Genomic DNA, 17,078 nt, shown 5'->3' with positions numbered 1-17,078 from the left:
TATATTTTACATCATGAGAGTCAATTAATTACCAGAGAAGGATAGTTCTACCTTCCTTTGCGAATTTTCCCCTATTAAGATCGAAGAATTAAATACCTTTTCTAAGTTGAGTATTGGTAACCAGGAGTAGTTTCTATTCTCTAAAATATCGTTTATTACTAACAGTAGGCCAGCAGAACCAGACATAATATCGCCAGAAAGTCTAAAGCATGAATCCCCAGGAACAAATATACAGTCATCATTCTCTAATAAATGTAGATTAAGGGTAAATAAAGCTGAGCTGACTAAACTGTTTTTATTGGTATATTGCTCTAAGAGATTTGCAATAGCTAAAATACCAGTGGTTCCCTGAAATAATCCAGCGTTATAAAAACATTTACTTTTCGAAATTTTGCAAATTCCATCAATTTCCTTATCCCATTTCTTTATGTCTGCATTCAGCTCTAATTCAATTATAGGAATAGCCAGTCCACTTCCTCCACCAGCGAGATATGGTAAAATCCTAAAATCATCATCTATATGATACAAGCCATCGTCATCAAATACCCCTAATTTCAAGTCCTTTTCTAATGCCTTTTCTGATAATTCCAGCCACTTTTGATCCTTTGTTTTTTTATATAATGCAGTAAAATACAGGGAAACTCCTGACCAACTTGTCATGACTCCCTTATCAACCACGTCGTAATCAAAAGTAATGATAGGTGCATTAGAATTTAATTTATCTATTAATATCTCTCCAATAGAGAGACAAATATCTAGATATCTAGGATTATCATATTCGTAGCTAAGTCCTAAGTATGCCAACCCAATCCCACTTAAACCTGCTGCAAGAGAAATATCTTCCATGTTTTTAATATCAATGTCTGAATCAAATAGGGCTTTTGCCTTTTCTTGATAACCTAATTCCCATAAAACTGCAGCAATTCCCATTTTTCCAGTAAATAAGCCATTTTCTAAATGAAGTAATTGATTGATTTCTTGTTTTTCAATCCAATCTTTTACTGTTTGATTTATTCCACCGGTTCTATGTAAAGCCATTGCCGTACCAAAGCCGCCGGTCAATACATTTATTATTCCTGCTTCCATTTCATATTGACGAATATCTCCCGGTAAAAGTCTATCTTCCATTTTAACGTCTTTTAATATGGAATTCCGTAATTTTAATTTTAAGATAGATAAATCAAAATCTTGTTTTAACTGGCCATTTGTACTCAATAACTCGTCCATAGGACGTGATTGATAGAAATCACACAGCGATTTAACTTTGTCAATTATTTCAGTCGCTTTTTCTCCAAATACAACCTGCACCCATTTACTATGAATGGTATCCAAATTCCAGGAAATATCTTGAACACTTCCAATTGGTACAAATAACTGTTTTGCTATCCTTAGTAATGCAAACCAATCACTTTGTTCTTTATTCATTTCTTGATGGCCTATATAACCAGGAGTCATTAATCCAGAAAGAGAATCATTTGTTGTGCTTGCTGTTTCAAAATCTATTAATCTTACTTTCTCTTCGGGAGTGACTATAACATTTGCAGGCTGTAAATCGCCCATTCCTACATTATGCTCATGAATTTCATGTATAGCCTCAATAAGTTGATTAATAATATTTATACATGCTTCAGTGTAAGACTCATTTTTTAGGGTAGAGCTGAAAGGGTAGTTCTTAACTAGCCACTCAGACAGTGAATCGCCTTCGATATACTCTTCTTCGATGAAATAATGCTCCCACGCACGAAAGGAACTTATTTTTTTAACTGGGAATGTTGTTTTTTCTAATTTATCAAGTATCTCACTTTCGTTTACAATCCTAGAAAATGCATCACGACCTTGTGCATCTACCGCGGCATGAGGCCTTCCCTCTTTTAGAATGACCTTTGTATTGTTTTGTAATTTATTCTCACAGATATATACGCCACCGCCATTACTAAAATGTAGTGCCTCTTTAATATCATAATTTTCAAGGGGTGAATAAGTATCATTTTGATCCATTGCTTTGTCCATGGCTATAATTTCTGGAGGCTCTTCTACAAAGTCAGGCAGATAATAATAAGGAACCCTTTTATCTTCAATAAGTTCACCCTGTAAATTTTCTATAGCATCGACTTTTACTCCATCTATAAATGTAAATCTTGGCGCGAAGGCACCGTATCTAAAATAGACGTTAGAATCATACCATCTTTTATCATTTAGTATATACGGGCCAGGTTTTAAATGAGATAAGCTATTCTCTAGTAAACTTAATAACTCGATAAATTGATTAGTATTTACAGGATATATTGTAATAAACTTTCCTGAAGAACCTCTATCGCCATATTTGGAATCTTTCATTAGTAGCTCTGTAATACTTTTTACGTACTTAAATGATATATTTCTTTCTATCATTAACTTAGATACAATATCTAAAGTTGTTTGCGCCTCTTTCATGTTCGTACTAATATGAATCTTCCAGCCCTGATTAGGTAGTTTAATGTTTCTTTCCAAAACATTTATCCAATGTTCTCCATCAATTACTATGTAGTTATCTGGTGGGCAGTCTAAATGGAGCAATCTTTGATTGTTTTCACTAGCAACATTATAATAATAGCCTTCATTTATGTACTTTATATATCTATTATCCATTAGTTCACCTCATTATAAGCACAAATTAACCAAGTTAATTTGTGCTTAATTTTTTGAATTTCTTATCTAGGAACTACACAGAAAAAAAGGCTTAAACCACTATGTGTTTTGCAGTTAACGCTGACATTTGAACCAATTGGCGGCTCATCGTTCTTTTTATATCTTAAACTTTGCAGAGATAAAACATCCGTTCTAGACATAGTCACACCTCCTTTCTAGTTTTATAATTTATAGGTTTTAATACTTTCTAAGTTGTTCCCTTTTTTATTGGCATGTAGATATAAATTTTCTATGTGTTCCCCCCAATAAGGGCCCCACACTATATCTTTAACACTATTAAAAGATAAACTTGTATTTGAAAATTGGAAGTAATCACGACCTTTTTCTAACAGCCAAGGGCTGCCTGAGCTACCTACTCCCGCTTTTCCTTTTACTCCTAACAAGGATGAATTGTGTATATAGTCCTCAAATGTTATGTTTTTTATTATTTCGATTTTATTTTTCCGGAGAAATTTTTTCTGTATGTAAGGTATTAATGCATGCTGTTTTTTCGAGGTGTTATTAAATATAGGTTTAATTATATTGTCTGTTTCTAAAGGCGGTTCTTTTAAAGTGAGAAAAGCAGTATCATAATCTACTATTCCATTTTGAACCCACTCCTTACTGACGTAGATTTCCTCCACTTCATATTCTTGGTTATCATAAGTTATAAAGGTTATCTCATTCGCATTTGTTTGCTTATACCAATCAAAAACACAATGTGCAGCAGTACAAACTAATGGATATTTCAATCCCATAATTAGTGAAGCATTACTTATAAATTTGTTTTTATTTTGTTTTATTTTCAATATTCCTGTGTTCATTATTTGATTTTCATTCATAGATACTTTAAACATTATTCTTCATTCCTTTGACTGGTATAAAAAAACAATACTACCAAAATATAAGAGATTCAATATTTTATTTTCATAGTAATGTTTTAAGGATAATATCATTCTATATATAATAGTAAATAAGAAATAACTAGACTGAGTCCCAGCAGCACACTTTCTAGAACATCTAAAAAACCCGGCCATTACACGCATTTCCCTTTGGAATTACCGTATAAATATCGAGGTTAATCTTAAGCTGGAATACTTCTCATACAAAAAAGATGTACCTGAAAATAAATTCGGTACATCTTTTTTTATATCTATAAAATTATTCTGTTTTTCCTTGTGAATTCTTCCCAAATGCTTTAGTATCAATATTCTCCCTCTCGAGAAACTCTTCTATTTTTTTCTGTTCTCTTCCATTCACTACATCACTTTTTTTATTTATTAAATCAAAGTTTACTGTCGGAATAACTTCTTTCTCTATGTCGTCTGTAAGTTGATTAAGCATTGTATCTATTTCGTAAATAATCTCATTTACACCTGTAATATATCTGCTAATTCTTTCAGACTCCTCTAGATACCCTTCAGGTAATGTATTTTGTGAAATATAATTAGAGAAATTTTCATCATTTTCTTTTGTTAGTCTGTAAATTTGGTCTAATTTCTCCAATTCACTTTTAGTCAATTCCTTTTCTTCATCGATCATTTCTTCAAATGGATAGCTAGCAAGCTGTAATGCTTCATAAGTGTCTAGGTACGTTTTTATACTTGATTTCATTTCCTTTTCATCAATTACACTGTTTTGTTTGTCAGAAGAAAAAATAATACTAGGGATTTCTACATTCTTTGTATCGGGTATTTGGTTTTCAGAGGTGCCAATATTTTCTTCATTTGAACACGCGCTTAATATAAAGAGAAATAGGATACTAAAAAATATTTTTTTCATAATCCATTTTTCCCCCTTGCTATTGATGCGTTCCATTTTAGATATTTAATAAATAATTTAATAAATGACTTCCCTATATAATACCCTAGGATGGCTAAAATGGCTCCTATAATAACTCCTTTTATAGACTCGAGAATTTCCCCAAGTCCAATGGTAGAACCATCTACAAATCCCATTACTATTAAAATTATGGGAGATAGGATCATTATAGGCACACCAATGACATAAGCCAATATAAATGGCGTTAATAATAACATAAAGAATAAACTCACTATAATAATAATGCAATTCATTAAACTTAAACCCATTATGGACATCATTGCTGTAAGCATACTTCTTATACTTTTCTTTTCTTCGACCTTATTAATCGCATAAACAGCGTTTAATTCCTTAGCGATTTCTTCAGGATTACCTAATTCTTTAGAAATTTCCTCTTCACTTTTATTTTCACTTAATCCCTCCGTAAAATGCATGCTATACTCTTCTAATATATCTTTCTTTTCTTTTTCAGACATAAACTTCAAACTATTTTTGAGTAGTTTCAAAAAATTATTTTTGTTCAAGTTTATCATTCTCCTCGACAAAACGATTTATTGTTAGGAAAAACTCATTCCATTCCATCTTTAAGGATTCAAGTTTAGCTATACCTTCCTTTGTAATTCTGTAGTATTTCCTAAATGGTCCTTCTTTTGATTCTTCATGATATGTCGTGACATACTTTTCTTTAACTAATCTTCTTAAAATCGGATAAACAGTACCTTCCGATATAACGATCTTATTCGAGATCTTCTTTATTAGTGAATAACCGTATTCATCCTCTTTGTTTATTATTATTAAGACTATTAATTCTAGTACACCTTTTTTAAACTGTGCATTCATAATTTATCACCAGCGTTTATAATTTATTTAATACTATCTGTGTATTAAAAGGTACTAAACTTAACACTGTATCCTAATATCAGAATATTAAGAATTAATTATCAGTAATTAATTCCTGGGAATCATATGGATTATAACAGTACTAATATATTTACATAAGGTCATCAAGTATCCGAGAACATTATTTACTATTTGTGTAAAAAAATTGATTTATTTTAAATTTGATGTTACATTGTTATTTAGAGAATAGGAAAATAAATCCAATCCATACAACCTTTTTTCAGAGGTTATTTGTTCCTTACTTTTTTAAATTTCTTTATTCCGTAATAAATAGAAATGTATTTTAGTATTTAAACCACCACCCTTTTATCCTATATTTTCCATTATAAAATGAAACAGGTTTATAAATACCTCGAAAATTATAAAAGGGATAAAAAGCTGCATATTAGGACATTTAGAGTACATAAAAGGGCAATATGTAAAATGGGAAACGCTTAATTGTTTGAATTATCATAAAAAATAGGCTCGAATACTTTCTATTTGATTTCTAATTTTTCCAACTTTTATATACTTAATTATAGGAGTGTAAGAAGACATTGATTTTTATTGATTTTATTGGAGCTCTGTTTGAAACAATCCCAATGCTTTTAATAACCCTACAATTATTAAATAAATTTCATTTTAGTAAAATACAAATACTTTATTTATTTTCGATAAGTCTAGGAACAGCCATATTTTTAACACTATCACTAAGTTATCCCTTTATTAAATTGCCTTTAGCTGTAGTAATTCTGGCTCTTCTTATATCCAAGCTATATAAAGTGAAATTCACTTTTTCAATATTATCCCTATTATTAAGTATGACCCTTCTACTGATTGTACAATTGATAAATATTATTATTTTTGATCTACTTTTTGCAGGCTCTTCAACATTTAATCAAATACGATTTATCTCTGGATTAGTTAACGGTTCATTATTAACTCTACTATTATTATTTCTAAGAGCATTTAGGAGGAGTCTTATACCTAACCAGGACATTTCTCATGCTAAGACCCCAAAGTTTTGGTGGATTTTCCCCCTATTTGTTGTGTTATTCATGTTAATTGTAATTAAAGTCATTCAAGATGACGGTATATCGATTACCTCTGCTTATTTAATAATTATCTCGAGTATTGCATTTATTTATCTTACAAGGTACTTAGTTTATCTAAACACTATTAAAGCAGAAAAAAAATTATTAACTGAGCAAGAGAAAAGTGCAAAATTTTATCTAAGAAGTATACGAGCACAAAGGCATGACTTTATCTTTCAACTTAACACTATCAATTCTCTAGTCCATCTAAATAGAATAAATGATTTAAAAGCTTATCTGAGTGAACTCACTGAAGAGTTTCAGACAACTTCTGAAACTCTACCTTTACATTACATGTCAATAGCCGGTTTACTTATTCAATACAAACAGATTTTAAAAAAAGACGGTATTAATTTTAATATTTTTATCTCCGATACATTTGAACTCATTCCTATGCCAGTTTATGAATTTAACAATGTTATCGGAAACTTAATTTCTAATGCATATGAATTTATAAAATCAAACGAAACAGCTTCTAGAGAAATAGTCATTAAATTTTACAAAAATCAGTATTTAATAGTCGAAGTGTTAAATGAAGTGAATCCGGAGCTGCTAGATTTGGAAAACATATTTCAAGATGGTTATAGTACAAAAACTACTTATGAAAATGGATTAGGACTAAGCAATATTATGATGACTTTAGAGAGATATAACGGATACATATATCCAGAACTTAATAATCGAACTTTAAGTATGTTTGTCCTCATACCACCTAAAGAAAGGAAATAATTTATGGTTAATCCTAATATAATTAGTAATGAAGTAACTAATTTTGTTATCAAACATGCCCCAGAATACAGAGATAATAAAGAGTATATACGATACGGACTAGAGTGGATAATCTCATTAACTATTCAAATTTCAGTTATTCTAATACTATCGGTTTTATTTGGAGTTTTTATTGAAGCCACCGTATCTCTTTTTACAGGAGCTTTTCTTAGAACTTTTGGTGGAGGAGCACACTTTAAAAGTTATTTAAAATGTGTGGTCTACAGTACTATTTTAATCCTTATACTTTCGATAGCAACCAAGCATTTTCTAGCTCTTAATATGATCGCTGTCCTTATAATTTATTTAATTTCTATGTTTATTTATAATAAAAAAGCTCCTGTCTTACATAAAACTAGAGCTTTATTTAATGACAATAAGAAAATGTTATTCAAACATATTTCATTATTTTTTATTACAACACTGTTCATCCTCACGATATTATTACCTATAGGTAAATCAAGTATTATCTCAAGTATTTGGCTATCTGTTCTCTTCCAATCGATTTCACTTACAAAATGGCATCATGACATGACCGATTGGTTAGATAAAAAAACTACAAGAAAGGTGGATTATTTATGAACTTATTTACGAAAGTACTAGCAAAAATTATAGGTAAGGTTGGTTTTATGGCCTCAAAAGGTACTCTAGCATCGTATTGGTTTACATACGAACCTGAACTTCCTAGTAAAGACAAAAAGAATGATTCTGAATAAAAATGTCTAAATTAAGTATCATAGCTATAGACGATGACCCGATACAATTAGAACTATATAAAGATATTTTTAAAGAATCACCATATAATTTAGTATATACCTCTACAAATGGTGATTCTCTTCCAATTTTTTTAAATGAGAATAAAGTAGATATTGCATTATTAGATATAGAAATTGCATCTCAATCTGGATTTAAACTAGCAGAACATATCAATCAGTATTACAAAAATATAAAAATTGTTTTCATCAGTAATCACAAATCCTTTGCATTGGATGCATATAATTTTTATCCCTTAGATTATATAGTAAAGCCTGTTGATGTATTTAGATTATTCCAAACACTAACGCGAGTTAATTATGTAAATAAAGACGACCTTCGGGTAGGGGTTAAGACATCAACTGGGTACTTATTAATTAAAAAGGATGAGATCAACTTTATTGGTAAAACCATTCGAAAAACCACAATACATCTTACAACCGGAGAACTTATTGAAAGTAATGAGAAACTTGAAGTTCTTGAAGCAAAATTAGCAAAGCACGGATTTTATCGTATCCATAAATCCTATTTAGTCAACCTAGAAAGAGTTAAAAAAATTCAAAAAGATGAATTTATGAATTCATATAATCTGGTTCTAATTGATTCTGAAGAAACTTTACCAGTGAGCAAACATCGGATAAAAGGTCTTAAAGATTTAATATTCAGTGAGTTCAGTTTCTAGCTTTATTGATATTGATAACAGCCTTTTTTGGCATCAAACTTTACAAAACAACCTACAAAACCTGAACAAGTATCCAGATGTAAAAAAGGATAATTGTTCAGGTTCTTCTTATACTTGAATTTTATGGCCAAAATTTTTTTCATCTAAAGGAAGGAAAATGTTATTGCTACTTCTTCTTATTATCTTTTTCAATTTTCTCTACTGACGAATGCCCCATCCAGTCTTCTTGCTTCATTTTCTTTTTTCGTCTTCTTTGTGAAACAACGATAACAAGAATAATGAGAACGATTAAAAGTAGAGGAACTCCGAAAGCTCCATAAAGAATATTAAAAAAACCACTGAAAAATTCTGACATCGTGAACCTCCTTATAAATGCCGTTTTACCGACTATACGTGCTTTTCATTTCTTATATATAACTTTCCCATTTCAGGCTTTTCTAAACGCTAGAATTTTACAGGAATCTCCCTGTCTCCTTTCTTATAAAAAGAAAAATCTCCCTACTATGTAAGGAGATTTCTAATAACCCATAAATTTATTTCTTCTCTGGTAGCTTTTCTAAATACTCAATTGCCTCTTTTAACGTACTAACAGGAACTATCTTAATATCGGTATATCCCTCTTCTTTTACTTGTTCTTTAATTTCCTTTTCATTCGTATCATATTCTGTTATATCGCGTGGATAGAAGAATATATCCACATCTTCTTTATGTGCCGCAACGATTTTATGCTTGATTCCACCAATTTGCCCCACATTTCCTTCGGCATCCATCGTTCCGGTACCGGCTATTTTGTAGCCTCTTGTTAAATCTTCTTTGACAATTTGATTATAGACTTCTAATGAAAACATAAATCCGGCGGAAGGCCCTCCAATATTTTCACTATTAATTTTTACATCAATAGAAGGGTGGATCGTCATATTATCTTCTGGAGCAATCCCAATACCAACCTGCCCTGTCTTTTTGTCTAATTCAATTACTTCTACATCAGCTTCTTTCTTTTTCTTGCCATGTAAAAATTCAAGGTGGACTATATCTCCTGCTTGCTTTTCTTTTAAATAAGCAATTAACTTCTCGCTTTTAGTAAATGCCTTTCCATCCACTTTTTTAATAATATCTCCGACTTGAATAATTGATTTTGCCTTAGAGTTATCTAATACTTGAGCAACGAAAATACCGTTATAAGTAAACTCTACCTTTTTCCCTGCTGCATGCAGACTAGCGATAATCGCATTTTGCTTTGATGTATCCATCATATGAAGCAGCAGCTTATTGTACTCATCATCACTTAAATTCCCCTTAACCTCTTCTTCCTTTCGGATTTCCGTATGTGGTGCGACCAATCCGTATAGATAGATATAGGGGTTATTTGCTTTAATCGAATAAACTGTTGTTAGATTCAGACTTCCCTTTTCAGACTTCGTACCATTCTCTACGGTCACTTTTGATGCAAGTGCTTCAATTGAGCCTGGTTGATTTAAATAATAAGGGGTCGGGATAAATAAGAGAATAATGAGTACCCCAAAAAGTATGATTAACCACTTTTTTGAAAAGATGCTTTTTCTTGATTTATTCATATCTACATACTCCTTAGGATATTAATTTTACTGATATAAACTATATTTACATATATCATATTAAAAAAAAATGAATTTCAGATAGTTTTTCCATTAAAAAGACTATTTTTCTGTATCAAGGATTTCTCGCAATAATCGGACGCCTTTTTCAATCTGTTCGAGGGATAATCCACCATAACCCATTACAATTCTACTCTTATGCTTTCCTTTAACTAAACTATACTGTTCAATCGGATATACCTTTACTCCATTTTCCTCGATTTTATGTATGAAGGTGGAATGAAAATCTGTATCTGGAATTTCGACAACTAAATGCATTCCTGCCGATTTACCAATGATGGTAGCATATTCAAAATTTTGCTGAATAGCTAAGACTAACCGTTCCCGTTTTTCTTTATATATTTTTTTCATTTTGCGAACATGCCGATCTAGATAGCCTTCCCTGATAAAACGGGCTAATACTAATTGTTCCAGAGAGGAAGTATGTCTGTCTGAAAACCACTTAAGCTGTTCAAAATCACTTATTAATTCCTCTGGTAAAATTACATATCCTATCCGTAAGCCTGGTGAAAGAATTTTGCTAAAAGTTCCTACATATATAACGTGGTTAGGAGCTATTCCTTGGATAGACGGTACAGGAGCCCCCTCATAGGTAAATTCACTGTCATAATCATCTTCTACAATATAGCAATCCATCTTTTTCGCATACTCGATTAATTGCAGCCTTCTTTGAATAGAAAGAATACCCCCTAAAGGAAATTGATGGGAAGGAATAACAAAGACAAAACTGGGGGATTGTTTCGGTAATCCACTTGGATCAATCCCATTTTCATCTACAGGAACAGGAATGATTTGTCCATTGCTAAAAGTAAAAATATTTCTCATTTCATCTGTCACAGGATCCTCAACTGCTATCGTTTTATTTCCTCTCCCAAGCATTTCTGTGATTAGCTTCAATCCTTGAGTAGCACCCGATGTAATAAAAATTTGCTCTGCCCTGCATTGCACCCCTCTAACTCTTTTTAAATAGTCAACAAGGGCATTCTTTAATTCTTTCATTCCAGAGGCCTCTCCATATCCAAAGACTGCTTCCGAAGAATCCAAACAAATTTCCTTTGTTAATTGTGCCCATTTCTTCCTTGGAAAATAATCGATTGCTGGATTCCCTGCTTTAAAATCAATATACCTCTTTTTATTCGCATCGATTTTTTTAGGAGTTTCTTTTCTTCTTGTATTTTCTGTAAACGAAAGAGAAGTCCCTCTTGCTACAAAAGTCCCTGACTTTGGTCTTACTTCTAAATAGCCTTCTGCAATTAAACGCTCGTACGCCTCCAGCACAATATTTCGCGAAACTCCAATAGAGCTTGCTAATTCTCTTGAGGAAGCTAGTCTATCTCCCTCTTTTAATTGCTTTTCCAATATTCCATTACGAACTTGATCATAAATTTGCTGTGTTAAAGAAATAGAACTGGATCGGTCAATCGTAATAAAGATCATGCAGAATCCTCCTAAAAAACAAACTGGTACTATAAAAGTATATAATTACTGGCTCTATTCTATACCAGTATACCATGTTATGATGTGAAAAAATGGACATAAAGGAGTATCTAATGAAAACAATTGGACTAATTGGCGGGTTAAGCTGGGAATCAACAGCTGATTATTATCGCTATATAAATACATTCGTAAAAGAACAAATGGGTGGATTACATTCTGCTAAATCGCTTCTATATTCCTTTGACTTTGAAGAAATTGTTGCTCTGCAAAAAGCTGGACATTGGGATGAGGCCACTGTATTAATGATAAATGCCGCTAAAACACTGGAAGCGGGCGGTGCTGATATCGTAATTATCTGTACCAATACTATGCATAAAATGGCAAAAGAAGTACAAGCAGCTATCACTATTCCATTACTTCATATCGCAGATGTTACTGGATATGAAATAAAAAAAGCTACCTTAAAAAAAGTCGGCTTATTAGGAACGATGTTTACAATGAAGCAGTCCTTTTATAAAGATGCACTTTTACAACAAGAGATTGAAACAATTATTCCTGACAAAGAGGATAGAGAAGCAGTTCATCAAATTATATTCGATGAATTATGCAAAGGGATAATCCTTCCAGAATCAAAGGCTATCTATTTGCGTATTATAGACAAACTTCAAGCACAAGGCGCTGAAGGGATAATTTTAGGATGTACCGAGATTCCCTTACTTATAAAACAAGAAGACAGTTCTATTCCGCTATTTGATACAACATTTTTACATGCTCAAGCAGCCGTTTCCTATGCACTCGATAAAAATTTTGCATTAAAGTAAAAACCTCTTTTTCCTTTTCCATAGGCAAACGACCTCTATCATTACTATCGAACTAGGGTACATTTATCCTAGTTTTTTTTACTTTTTTTCTAAACTACTGTAAAACAAGCTTAACTTTTTTCCATGATAATAAAGCGAGCCTAAATAATGGAGGGGAAAAATTTGAACTTAAAATCATGGAAAAAAAAGGTGCTGCCAATCGCTGTAATCTCTTCTCTAACAGTTGCTGGATTAGCAACTGTATTAACAGGAACAGATGCAGAAGCAAAAAAAAATGGAAACAATAACGGAAAACCGAAAAATGTTATCTTTCTGATAGGAGATGGAATGGGTGTTTCTTACACTTCCGCATATCGCTATTTAAAAGATAATCCGAAAACCAAAACGGCAGAAAGCACATATTTTGATCCTTATTTAGTAGGACAGCAAATGACATATCCAGAAGATCCCGAACAAAATGTCACAGACTCTGCATCAGCCGCAACCGCAATGTCTGCTGGTATTAAAACATACAATAATGCTATTGCTGTAGACAATGATCATTCGGAAGTGAAAACCGTCTTAGAAGCTGCAAAAGAAAAAGGCAAATCCACAGGTCTTGTTGCCACTTCTGAAATTACCCATGCAACCCCAGCATCTTTTGGGTCACATGATATTAATCGTAAAAACATGAATGCCATTGCAGATGATTATTTTGATGAGATGATAAATGGTAAGCATAAAGTGGATGTTCTCCTAGGTGGTGGGACAGACCTTTTCGTTCGCCAGGATAGAGACTTAACGAAGGAATTTAAGAAGGCTGGCTACAATTATGTAACGAATCGTAAAGATTTACTGAAGAATAAAGATACACAATTGCTCGGTCTATTTGCGGAAGCAGGAATGCCGAAAATGATAGATAGAGATAAAGATACACCTTCGTTAGAGGAAATGACAAAAACTGCTATCAATAGTTTAAACAAAAATAAGAAAGGATTTTTTCTTATGGTGGAAGGTAGTCAAATTGACTGGGCGGGCCATGATAACGACATTGTCGCTGCAATGAGTGAGATGGAGGATTTTGAAAAGGCATATAAAGCAGCAATTGACTTTGCTAAAAAGGATAAAAATACTTTAGTTGTTGCTACAGCAGACCATTCAACTGGCGGATTCTCTATTGCAGCTAATGGGGATTATAATTGGTATGGCGAGCCAATCAAAGCAGCAAAGAAAACACCTGATTTTATGGCAGAATTAATTGTAAATGGTGCGAATGTAAAATCTACCTTAAAAGATCATATTCAGTTATCCTTAACTTCAGAGGAAATTCAGACCGTTCAAAAGGCTGCTGATACAAAGGACCTCACTACTATCGACAATGCTATTGAAGATATCTTCAATAAACGAACCAATACAGGCTGGACAACTGGAGGACACACAGGTGAAGACGTTCCTGTCTATGCCTACGGACCTTCTAGCAACCTTTTTGCAGGACAAAAGGACAATACAGATCATGCAAAAATTATCTTCAATCTACTAAACGCAAAAATAAAAATAACGGATAAATAGAATGGCGGAGGGTTCCTGTTTAGGAGCGTCGGGGCTGGCTGGTGCGACATTTCCTGAGATATAGGAAACACGGGGACTGCTTCCATCTATTAACCTGTACTTTCTTTACTTTAATAAAAGAAGTGCTTCCCTCTATTTTCGCGAGGGGAGCTTTTCCATCAGGAGGAACGCCATTGAGACAAAATATTATCTATTTATTAACCTTCCTTTTACTAGCCGGCTGTAGCAGCAAAGAAACTAATACTAATACAAAGAATAACGATTTAAAGAAAAGAGAAACGAGCACGCTAGCTGCAGATAGAAAAACTGTTTCAACGGATATTTATACTCCCAATCCGCAAGTAATTGATGATGCCGCTTTACTAGCTGCTGGTGACTTTTATCGCGATAGAAAAGGAGAAGCAACATTAAAAGCCATTTCTAAAGAAGCCAAGGAAGTTCAGGTTGATTCCGTAAGACTAGCAGTCAAAGACATCAAACTTATCGCTTATCGACCAGCATATAGCTTAATAGACTTTTATCATACTTATACACATGAAGAACAATTCACTTTCATCAAGTTTTCTGTGGAACTTGAAAACCTATCGGACGAAATTAGGAAGTTCTCACCAATTGCTTTCATCCAAACAGATAAGGATGAAATGATTACATGGGAAAAGGATATCTACTTAGAAGAGCTTAATGGAGTATTAAATCCAGGAGAACGAAAAAAAGGAAATATAGGCTTTATCTTAGAAAATTCTGCCGTTAATAAAGTCCAGTTAAGTACAAGCGATGCCTATACAGAACAAGATAACCTGTTAGGAAAAGCAAAAATGATTGACATTAACTTAGAATAATATATACATTCTCTACTAATTCTAAATCGCTGAAAGAGATCAAGTACGTCAGGTAAACCCTTTTACGACGAGCTGGCATTTAATGTGAGCCAGCAAGGTAATCCTGGCGTAAAAATTCTTCTACCAATAAACAAGCCGATAATAATAAGACACATGTTGCTTGTCTCTCTATATGATAACCTGCATACAAGTGGACAAATTTTGGACAACAGAAGTTGGCGGCTCCTTATATACGGTACTCGTCCCTTTCACTGATTCATAATTTACTTACTTTTCAAAGTTGCCATCTTGCTCAATTGCTTTAGAAAGCGTGGAAGCGATTGAAATATCCGCGAAGGGTAATCCTAACTGTATTGCGGTTGTTGCTATTTCTGGGCGAATACCTGATAATGTCGTATTCACTCCAATTAAGCTTAAACCATGAATCAATTGGAATATCTGATGGGCAACCATTGTATCAATAATAATTACACCAGATAAATCAATAAATAATCTGGATACTTTCTTCTCTTCACATTGCTTAATCGTATTTTCTAATATAGAAGCAGCACGCGCTGTATCAATATCTCCAACAAGAGGCAAGAGTGCACTTGATTTACTTAAAGAAATGACTGGTGAACTTAATTCATTAATCATATCCTGTTGTGCTATAAGCTGCCTATTGGAATAATTATGATGTTCCTCAGTATATTTCAAGATAATTTTATCGAGAACCTTTACAACAGAATGGCTCCATTCAATGACGCGTGACTGCTCGACATGATGTTTGGCCGCGTATTCTTCGATCAACTGAAAATATTGCTCCCTCGTTCGAATAAATTCACGAATAATAAAATGAATTGGTGTATCTAAATGCCCCTGATCGGTTGCAATTTTAAAAATCCATTCCTTAATGTCTTCAAGGAACTCTTCCCTATCTTTAATAAAGAGACCTGCAAGACGAAGATGAAAATCATTGTTTTGCTTTTTCATTGTCTCAATCGCATATGGATCAGTTGCTGCGTACACACCTTTTGGATCATTTTTTGTCAAATCATTATACCATTCTTCTGTTAATCTTTCTGAATTGTCGATGAAATATTGATATACACCTTGATTATAGTACAACTAATGCATCACTCCTAATAAATGTTGATTATAGTCCAACTTGGAAATGATGTACTCTAATTTAAAGTTTAATAAGAAAATAGAAATTAAGCAGTGCTTTATATATTCAAAAAACTGTTAAATGAATCATATTTCCAGAGGGATCCCATGTATACCATTTACCCTCTTTTTCGATAATTAATGCCCCTAGCTGTACAATTCTATGCTTAATTTCTTCTAGTTTTTCGTGATTAGGTATACTCAAATCAAAATAAGCTAAACCAACATGATTCTTTTCTGGAGCAGGTGCCCCCATTCCATTCCAAATATTTAAGCCGATATGATGGTGATATTGTGCTGTTGAAAGAAAGAACGCTTGTGAACCATATTTTTGAACGACATCAAAGCCTAATCCTTTTACATAAAAATCAACCGTATCTGTTAAATCCGCAACATGTAAATGAATATGACCAAGGATAGTTTGCTCGGGAAGACCTTTCCATTGGCGATTTCCTGCAGATGCAAGCACTCCTTTTGTATCCATATAGGCTGTATCCATTTTCACAAATCCATCTTCCCACTCCCACTCTGTCGCCTTTCTATCTCGATAGATTTCAATCCCATTTCCATCTGGATCTGCTAGATAGATTGCTTCACTAACATAATGATCAGAAGCTCCTTGTAATGGATAACCTGTTTCTAGCAAATGGTTCAATATAATTCCTAGCTCCTCTCTTGATGGCACCAAGATAGCAAAATGATAGAGTCCTGTTGTTCGTACCGTTTTAGGCTCGATTTCTTTTAATTCTTCTAAAAATAAAAAAGGTTCCCCTGTTCCTGCACGTAAAGATGCAGTCCTTTTATCTTGACTCGCAACTGAAAAACCAATTATTTTCGTATAGAACAAAAGAGACTTTTCTAGATTAGATACTTTTAAAGTTATTGATTTTGCATAAATAGTTGAATCGTTATGAAATGTCATTCTTTTTCCTCCATTTTTAGTTACTTTATGTAAGTAATTTTATTTTAATAAACAACAGTTGTAAAGT

General features: G+C 32.8%; 18 protein-coding genes. 7 read left to right on the top strand and 11 right to left on the bottom strand.

Annotated elements, in window-relative coordinates; translation table 11 throughout:
• Positions 1–24 precede the first annotated feature (24 nt).
• The 6 genes from lanKC to NSQ92_RS00415 all read right to left on the bottom strand — a co-directional run bounded on the left by lanKC (position 25) and on the right by NSQ92_RS00415 (position 5,328).
• The gene (gene lanKC / locus NSQ92_RS00440; RefSeq protein ID WP_341152230.1) at positions 25–2,628 is read right to left on the bottom strand and encodes a class III lanthionine synthetase LanKC; all 2,604 of its coding nucleotides are present in this window, start codon (positions 2,626–2,628) and stop codon (positions 25–27) included.
• 62 nt (positions 2,629–2,690) lie between these two features.
• Positions 2,691–2,828 (bottom strand): class III lanthipeptide, encoded by a 138-nt coding sequence (locus NSQ92_RS00435; RefSeq protein WP_123258863.1) that lies wholly within the window; start codon positions 2,826–2,828, stop codon positions 2,691–2,693.
• A 21-nt stretch (positions 2,829–2,849) separates the two neighbouring features.
• Positions 2,850–3,524: a trypsin-like serine peptidase gene (locus tag NSQ92_RS00430; protein ID WP_341152229.1), complete on the bottom strand. Its 675-nt coding sequence runs from the start codon at positions 3,522–3,524 to the stop codon at positions 2,850–2,852.
• Between the two features lie 304 nt (positions 3,525–3,828).
• On the bottom strand, positions 3,829–4,449 hold the full coding sequence (locus tag NSQ92_RS00425; protein WP_047941780.1) for an NDxxF motif lipoprotein: 621 nt from the start codon (positions 4,447–4,449) through the stop codon (positions 3,829–3,831).
• On the bottom strand, positions 4,446–5,021 hold the full coding sequence (locus NSQ92_RS00420; RefSeq protein ID WP_095259380.1) for an HAAS signaling domain-containing protein: 576 nt from the start codon (positions 5,019–5,021) through the stop codon (positions 4,446–4,448). The genes NSQ92_RS00425 and NSQ92_RS00420 overlap by 4 nt, the downstream gene beginning before the upstream one ends.
• Positions 4,999–5,328 (bottom strand): PadR family transcriptional regulator, encoded by a 330-nt coding sequence (locus tag NSQ92_RS00415; protein ID WP_047941782.1) that lies wholly within the window; start codon positions 5,326–5,328, stop codon positions 4,999–5,001. Before NSQ92_RS00415 ends, NSQ92_RS00420 begins: the two co-directional genes overlap by 23 nt.
• Positions 5,329–5,924: 596 nt before the next feature.
• Between NSQ92_RS00415 and NSQ92_RS00410 the strand changes: the two genes are divergently transcribed.
• The 4 genes from NSQ92_RS00410 to NSQ92_RS00395 are packed head-to-tail and all read left to right on the top strand — an operon-like array spanning position 5,925 to position 8,664.
• Positions 5,925–7,190, top strand: coding sequence for a sensor histidine kinase (locus tag NSQ92_RS00410; protein ID WP_251687928.1), 1,266 nt, complete (start codon positions 5,925–5,927; stop codon positions 7,188–7,190).
• 3 nt (positions 7,191–7,193) lie between these two features.
• Positions 7,194–7,811, top strand: a complete 618-nt coding sequence (locus NSQ92_RS00405; RefSeq protein ID WP_095322589.1) for an accessory gene regulator ArgB-like protein — start codon at positions 7,194–7,196, stop codon at positions 7,809–7,811.
• On the top strand, positions 7,808–7,945 hold the full coding sequence (locus NSQ92_RS00400; protein ID WP_082138300.1) for a cyclic lactone autoinducer peptide: 138 nt from the start codon (positions 7,808–7,810) through the stop codon (positions 7,943–7,945). The genes NSQ92_RS00405 and NSQ92_RS00400 overlap by 4 nt, the downstream gene beginning before the upstream one ends.
• Before the next feature lie 2 nt (positions 7,946–7,947).
• Positions 7,948–8,664, top strand: coding sequence for a LytR/AlgR family response regulator transcription factor (locus NSQ92_RS00395; protein ID WP_047941785.1), 717 nt, complete (start codon positions 7,948–7,950; stop codon positions 8,662–8,664).
• 166 nt (positions 8,665–8,830) lie between these two features.
• Here NSQ92_RS00395 and NSQ92_RS00390 read toward each other — a convergent pair whose 3' ends face one another.
• The 3 genes from NSQ92_RS00390 to pdxR all read right to left on the bottom strand — a co-directional run bounded on the left by NSQ92_RS00390 (position 8,831) and on the right by pdxR (position 11,735).
• Complete coding sequence (locus NSQ92_RS00390) at positions 8,831–9,019, bottom strand: hypothetical protein (protein ID WP_047941786.1); 189 nt, start codon at positions 9,017–9,019, stop codon at positions 8,831–8,833.
• A gap of 178 nt (positions 9,020–9,197) precedes the next feature.
• Positions 9,198–10,238 carry a SepM family pheromone-processing serine protease gene (locus NSQ92_RS00385; RefSeq protein WP_047941787.1) on the bottom strand — a complete coding sequence of 347 codons (1,041 nt, stop codon included), beginning with the start codon at positions 10,236–10,238 and terminating at the stop codon, positions 9,198–9,200.
• Positions 10,239–10,340: 102 nt separating this feature from the next.
• Positions 10,341–11,735: a MocR-like pyridoxine biosynthesis transcription factor PdxR gene (pdxR, locus tag NSQ92_RS00380; protein ID WP_341152228.1), complete on the bottom strand. Its 1,395-nt coding sequence runs from the start codon at positions 11,733–11,735 to the stop codon at positions 10,341–10,343.
• Positions 11,736–11,848: 113 nt separating this feature from the next.
• On the opposite strand from pdxR, the gene NSQ92_RS00375 reads away from it, so the two are divergent.
• The 3 genes from NSQ92_RS00375 to NSQ92_RS00365 all read left to right on the top strand — a co-directional run bounded on the left by NSQ92_RS00375 (position 11,849) and on the right by NSQ92_RS00365 (position 14,943).
• Positions 11,849–12,556 carry an aspartate/glutamate racemase family protein gene (locus NSQ92_RS00375; RefSeq protein ID WP_341152227.1) on the top strand — a complete coding sequence of 236 codons (708 nt, stop codon included), beginning with the start codon at positions 11,849–11,851 and terminating at the stop codon, positions 12,554–12,556.
• Positions 12,557–12,718: 162 nt separating this feature from the next.
• Positions 12,719–14,104, top strand: coding sequence for an alkaline phosphatase (locus tag NSQ92_RS00370; protein WP_341152226.1), 1,386 nt, complete (start codon positions 12,719–12,721; stop codon positions 14,102–14,104).
• A gap of 173 nt (positions 14,105–14,277) precedes the next feature.
• Positions 14,278–14,943 carry a DUF4352 domain-containing protein gene (locus NSQ92_RS00365; protein WP_095322592.1) on the top strand — a complete coding sequence of 222 codons (666 nt, stop codon included), beginning with the start codon at positions 14,278–14,280 and terminating at the stop codon, positions 14,941–14,943.
• A 267-nt stretch (positions 14,944–15,210) separates the two neighbouring features.
• On the opposite strand, the gene NSQ92_RS00360 is transcribed toward NSQ92_RS00365, so the two are convergent.
• Positions 15,211–16,050, bottom strand: coding sequence for an STAS domain-containing protein (locus NSQ92_RS00360; RefSeq protein ID WP_176474073.1), 840 nt, complete (start codon positions 16,048–16,050; stop codon positions 15,211–15,213).
• Positions 16,051–16,156: 106 nt separating this feature from the next.
• On the bottom strand, positions 16,157–17,011 hold the full coding sequence (locus NSQ92_RS00355; protein WP_095322593.1) for a VOC family protein: 855 nt from the start codon (positions 17,009–17,011) through the stop codon (positions 16,157–16,159).
• Positions 17,012–17,078 lie beyond the last annotated feature (67 nt).

The sequence above is a fragment of the Niallia sp. FSL M8-0099 genome (genome assembly GCF_038006945.1).
Lineage (GTDB): Bacteria > Bacillota > Bacilli > Bacillales > Cytobacillaceae > Niallia > Niallia circulans.
This window is presented reverse-complemented; position numbering and strand designations above follow the sequence as displayed.

What these genes read in the sequence shown, in the direction of transcription:
- lanKC (WP_341152230.1), bottom strand. Translation starts at nt 2,628, where the DNA reads ATGGATAATAGATATATAAAGTACATAAATGAAGGCTATTATTATAAT.
- NSQ92_RS00435 (WP_123258863.1), bottom strand. Translation starts at nt 2,828, where the DNA reads ATGTCTAGAACGGATGTTTTATCTCTGCAAAGTTTAAGATATAAAAAG.
- NSQ92_RS00430 (WP_341152229.1), bottom strand. Translation starts at nt 3,524, where the DNA reads ATGTTTAAAGTATCTATGAATGAAAATCAAATAATGAACACAGGAATA.
- NSQ92_RS00425 (WP_047941780.1), bottom strand. Translation starts at nt 4,449, where the DNA reads ATGAAAAAAATATTTTTTAGTATCCTATTTCTCTTTATATTAAGCGCG.
- NSQ92_RS00420 (WP_095259380.1), bottom strand. Translation starts at nt 5,021, where the DNA reads ATGATAAACTTGAACAAAAATAATTTTTTGAAACTACTCAAAAATAGT.
- NSQ92_RS00415 (WP_047941782.1), bottom strand. Translation starts at nt 5,328, where the DNA reads ATGAATGCACAGTTTAAAAAAGGTGTACTAGAATTAATAGTCTTAATA.
- NSQ92_RS00405 (WP_095322589.1), top strand. Translation starts at nt 7,194, where the DNA reads ATGGTTAATCCTAATATAATTAGTAATGAAGTAACTAATTTTGTTATC.
- NSQ92_RS00400 (WP_082138300.1), top strand. Translation starts at nt 7,808, where the DNA reads ATGAACTTATTTACGAAAGTACTAGCAAAAATTATAGGTAAGGTTGGT.
- NSQ92_RS00395 (WP_047941785.1), top strand. Translation starts at nt 7,948, where the DNA reads ATGTCTAAATTAAGTATCATAGCTATAGACGATGACCCGATACAATTA.
- NSQ92_RS00390 (WP_047941786.1), bottom strand. Translation starts at nt 9,019, where the DNA reads ATGTCAGAATTTTTCAGTGGTTTTTTTAATATTCTTTATGGAGCTTTC.
- NSQ92_RS00385 (WP_047941787.1), bottom strand. Translation starts at nt 10,238, where the DNA reads ATGAATAAATCAAGAAAAAGCATCTTTTCAAAAAAGTGGTTAATCATA.
- pdxR (WP_341152228.1), bottom strand. Translation starts at nt 11,735, where the DNA reads ATGATCTTTATTACGATTGACCGATCCAGTTCTATTTCTTTAACACAG.
- NSQ92_RS00375 (WP_341152227.1), top strand. Translation starts at nt 11,849, where the DNA reads ATGAAAACAATTGGACTAATTGGCGGGTTAAGCTGGGAATCAACAGCT.
- NSQ92_RS00355 (WP_095322593.1), bottom strand. Translation starts at nt 17,011, where the DNA reads ATGACATTTCATAACGATTCAACTATTTATGCAAAATCAATAACTTTA.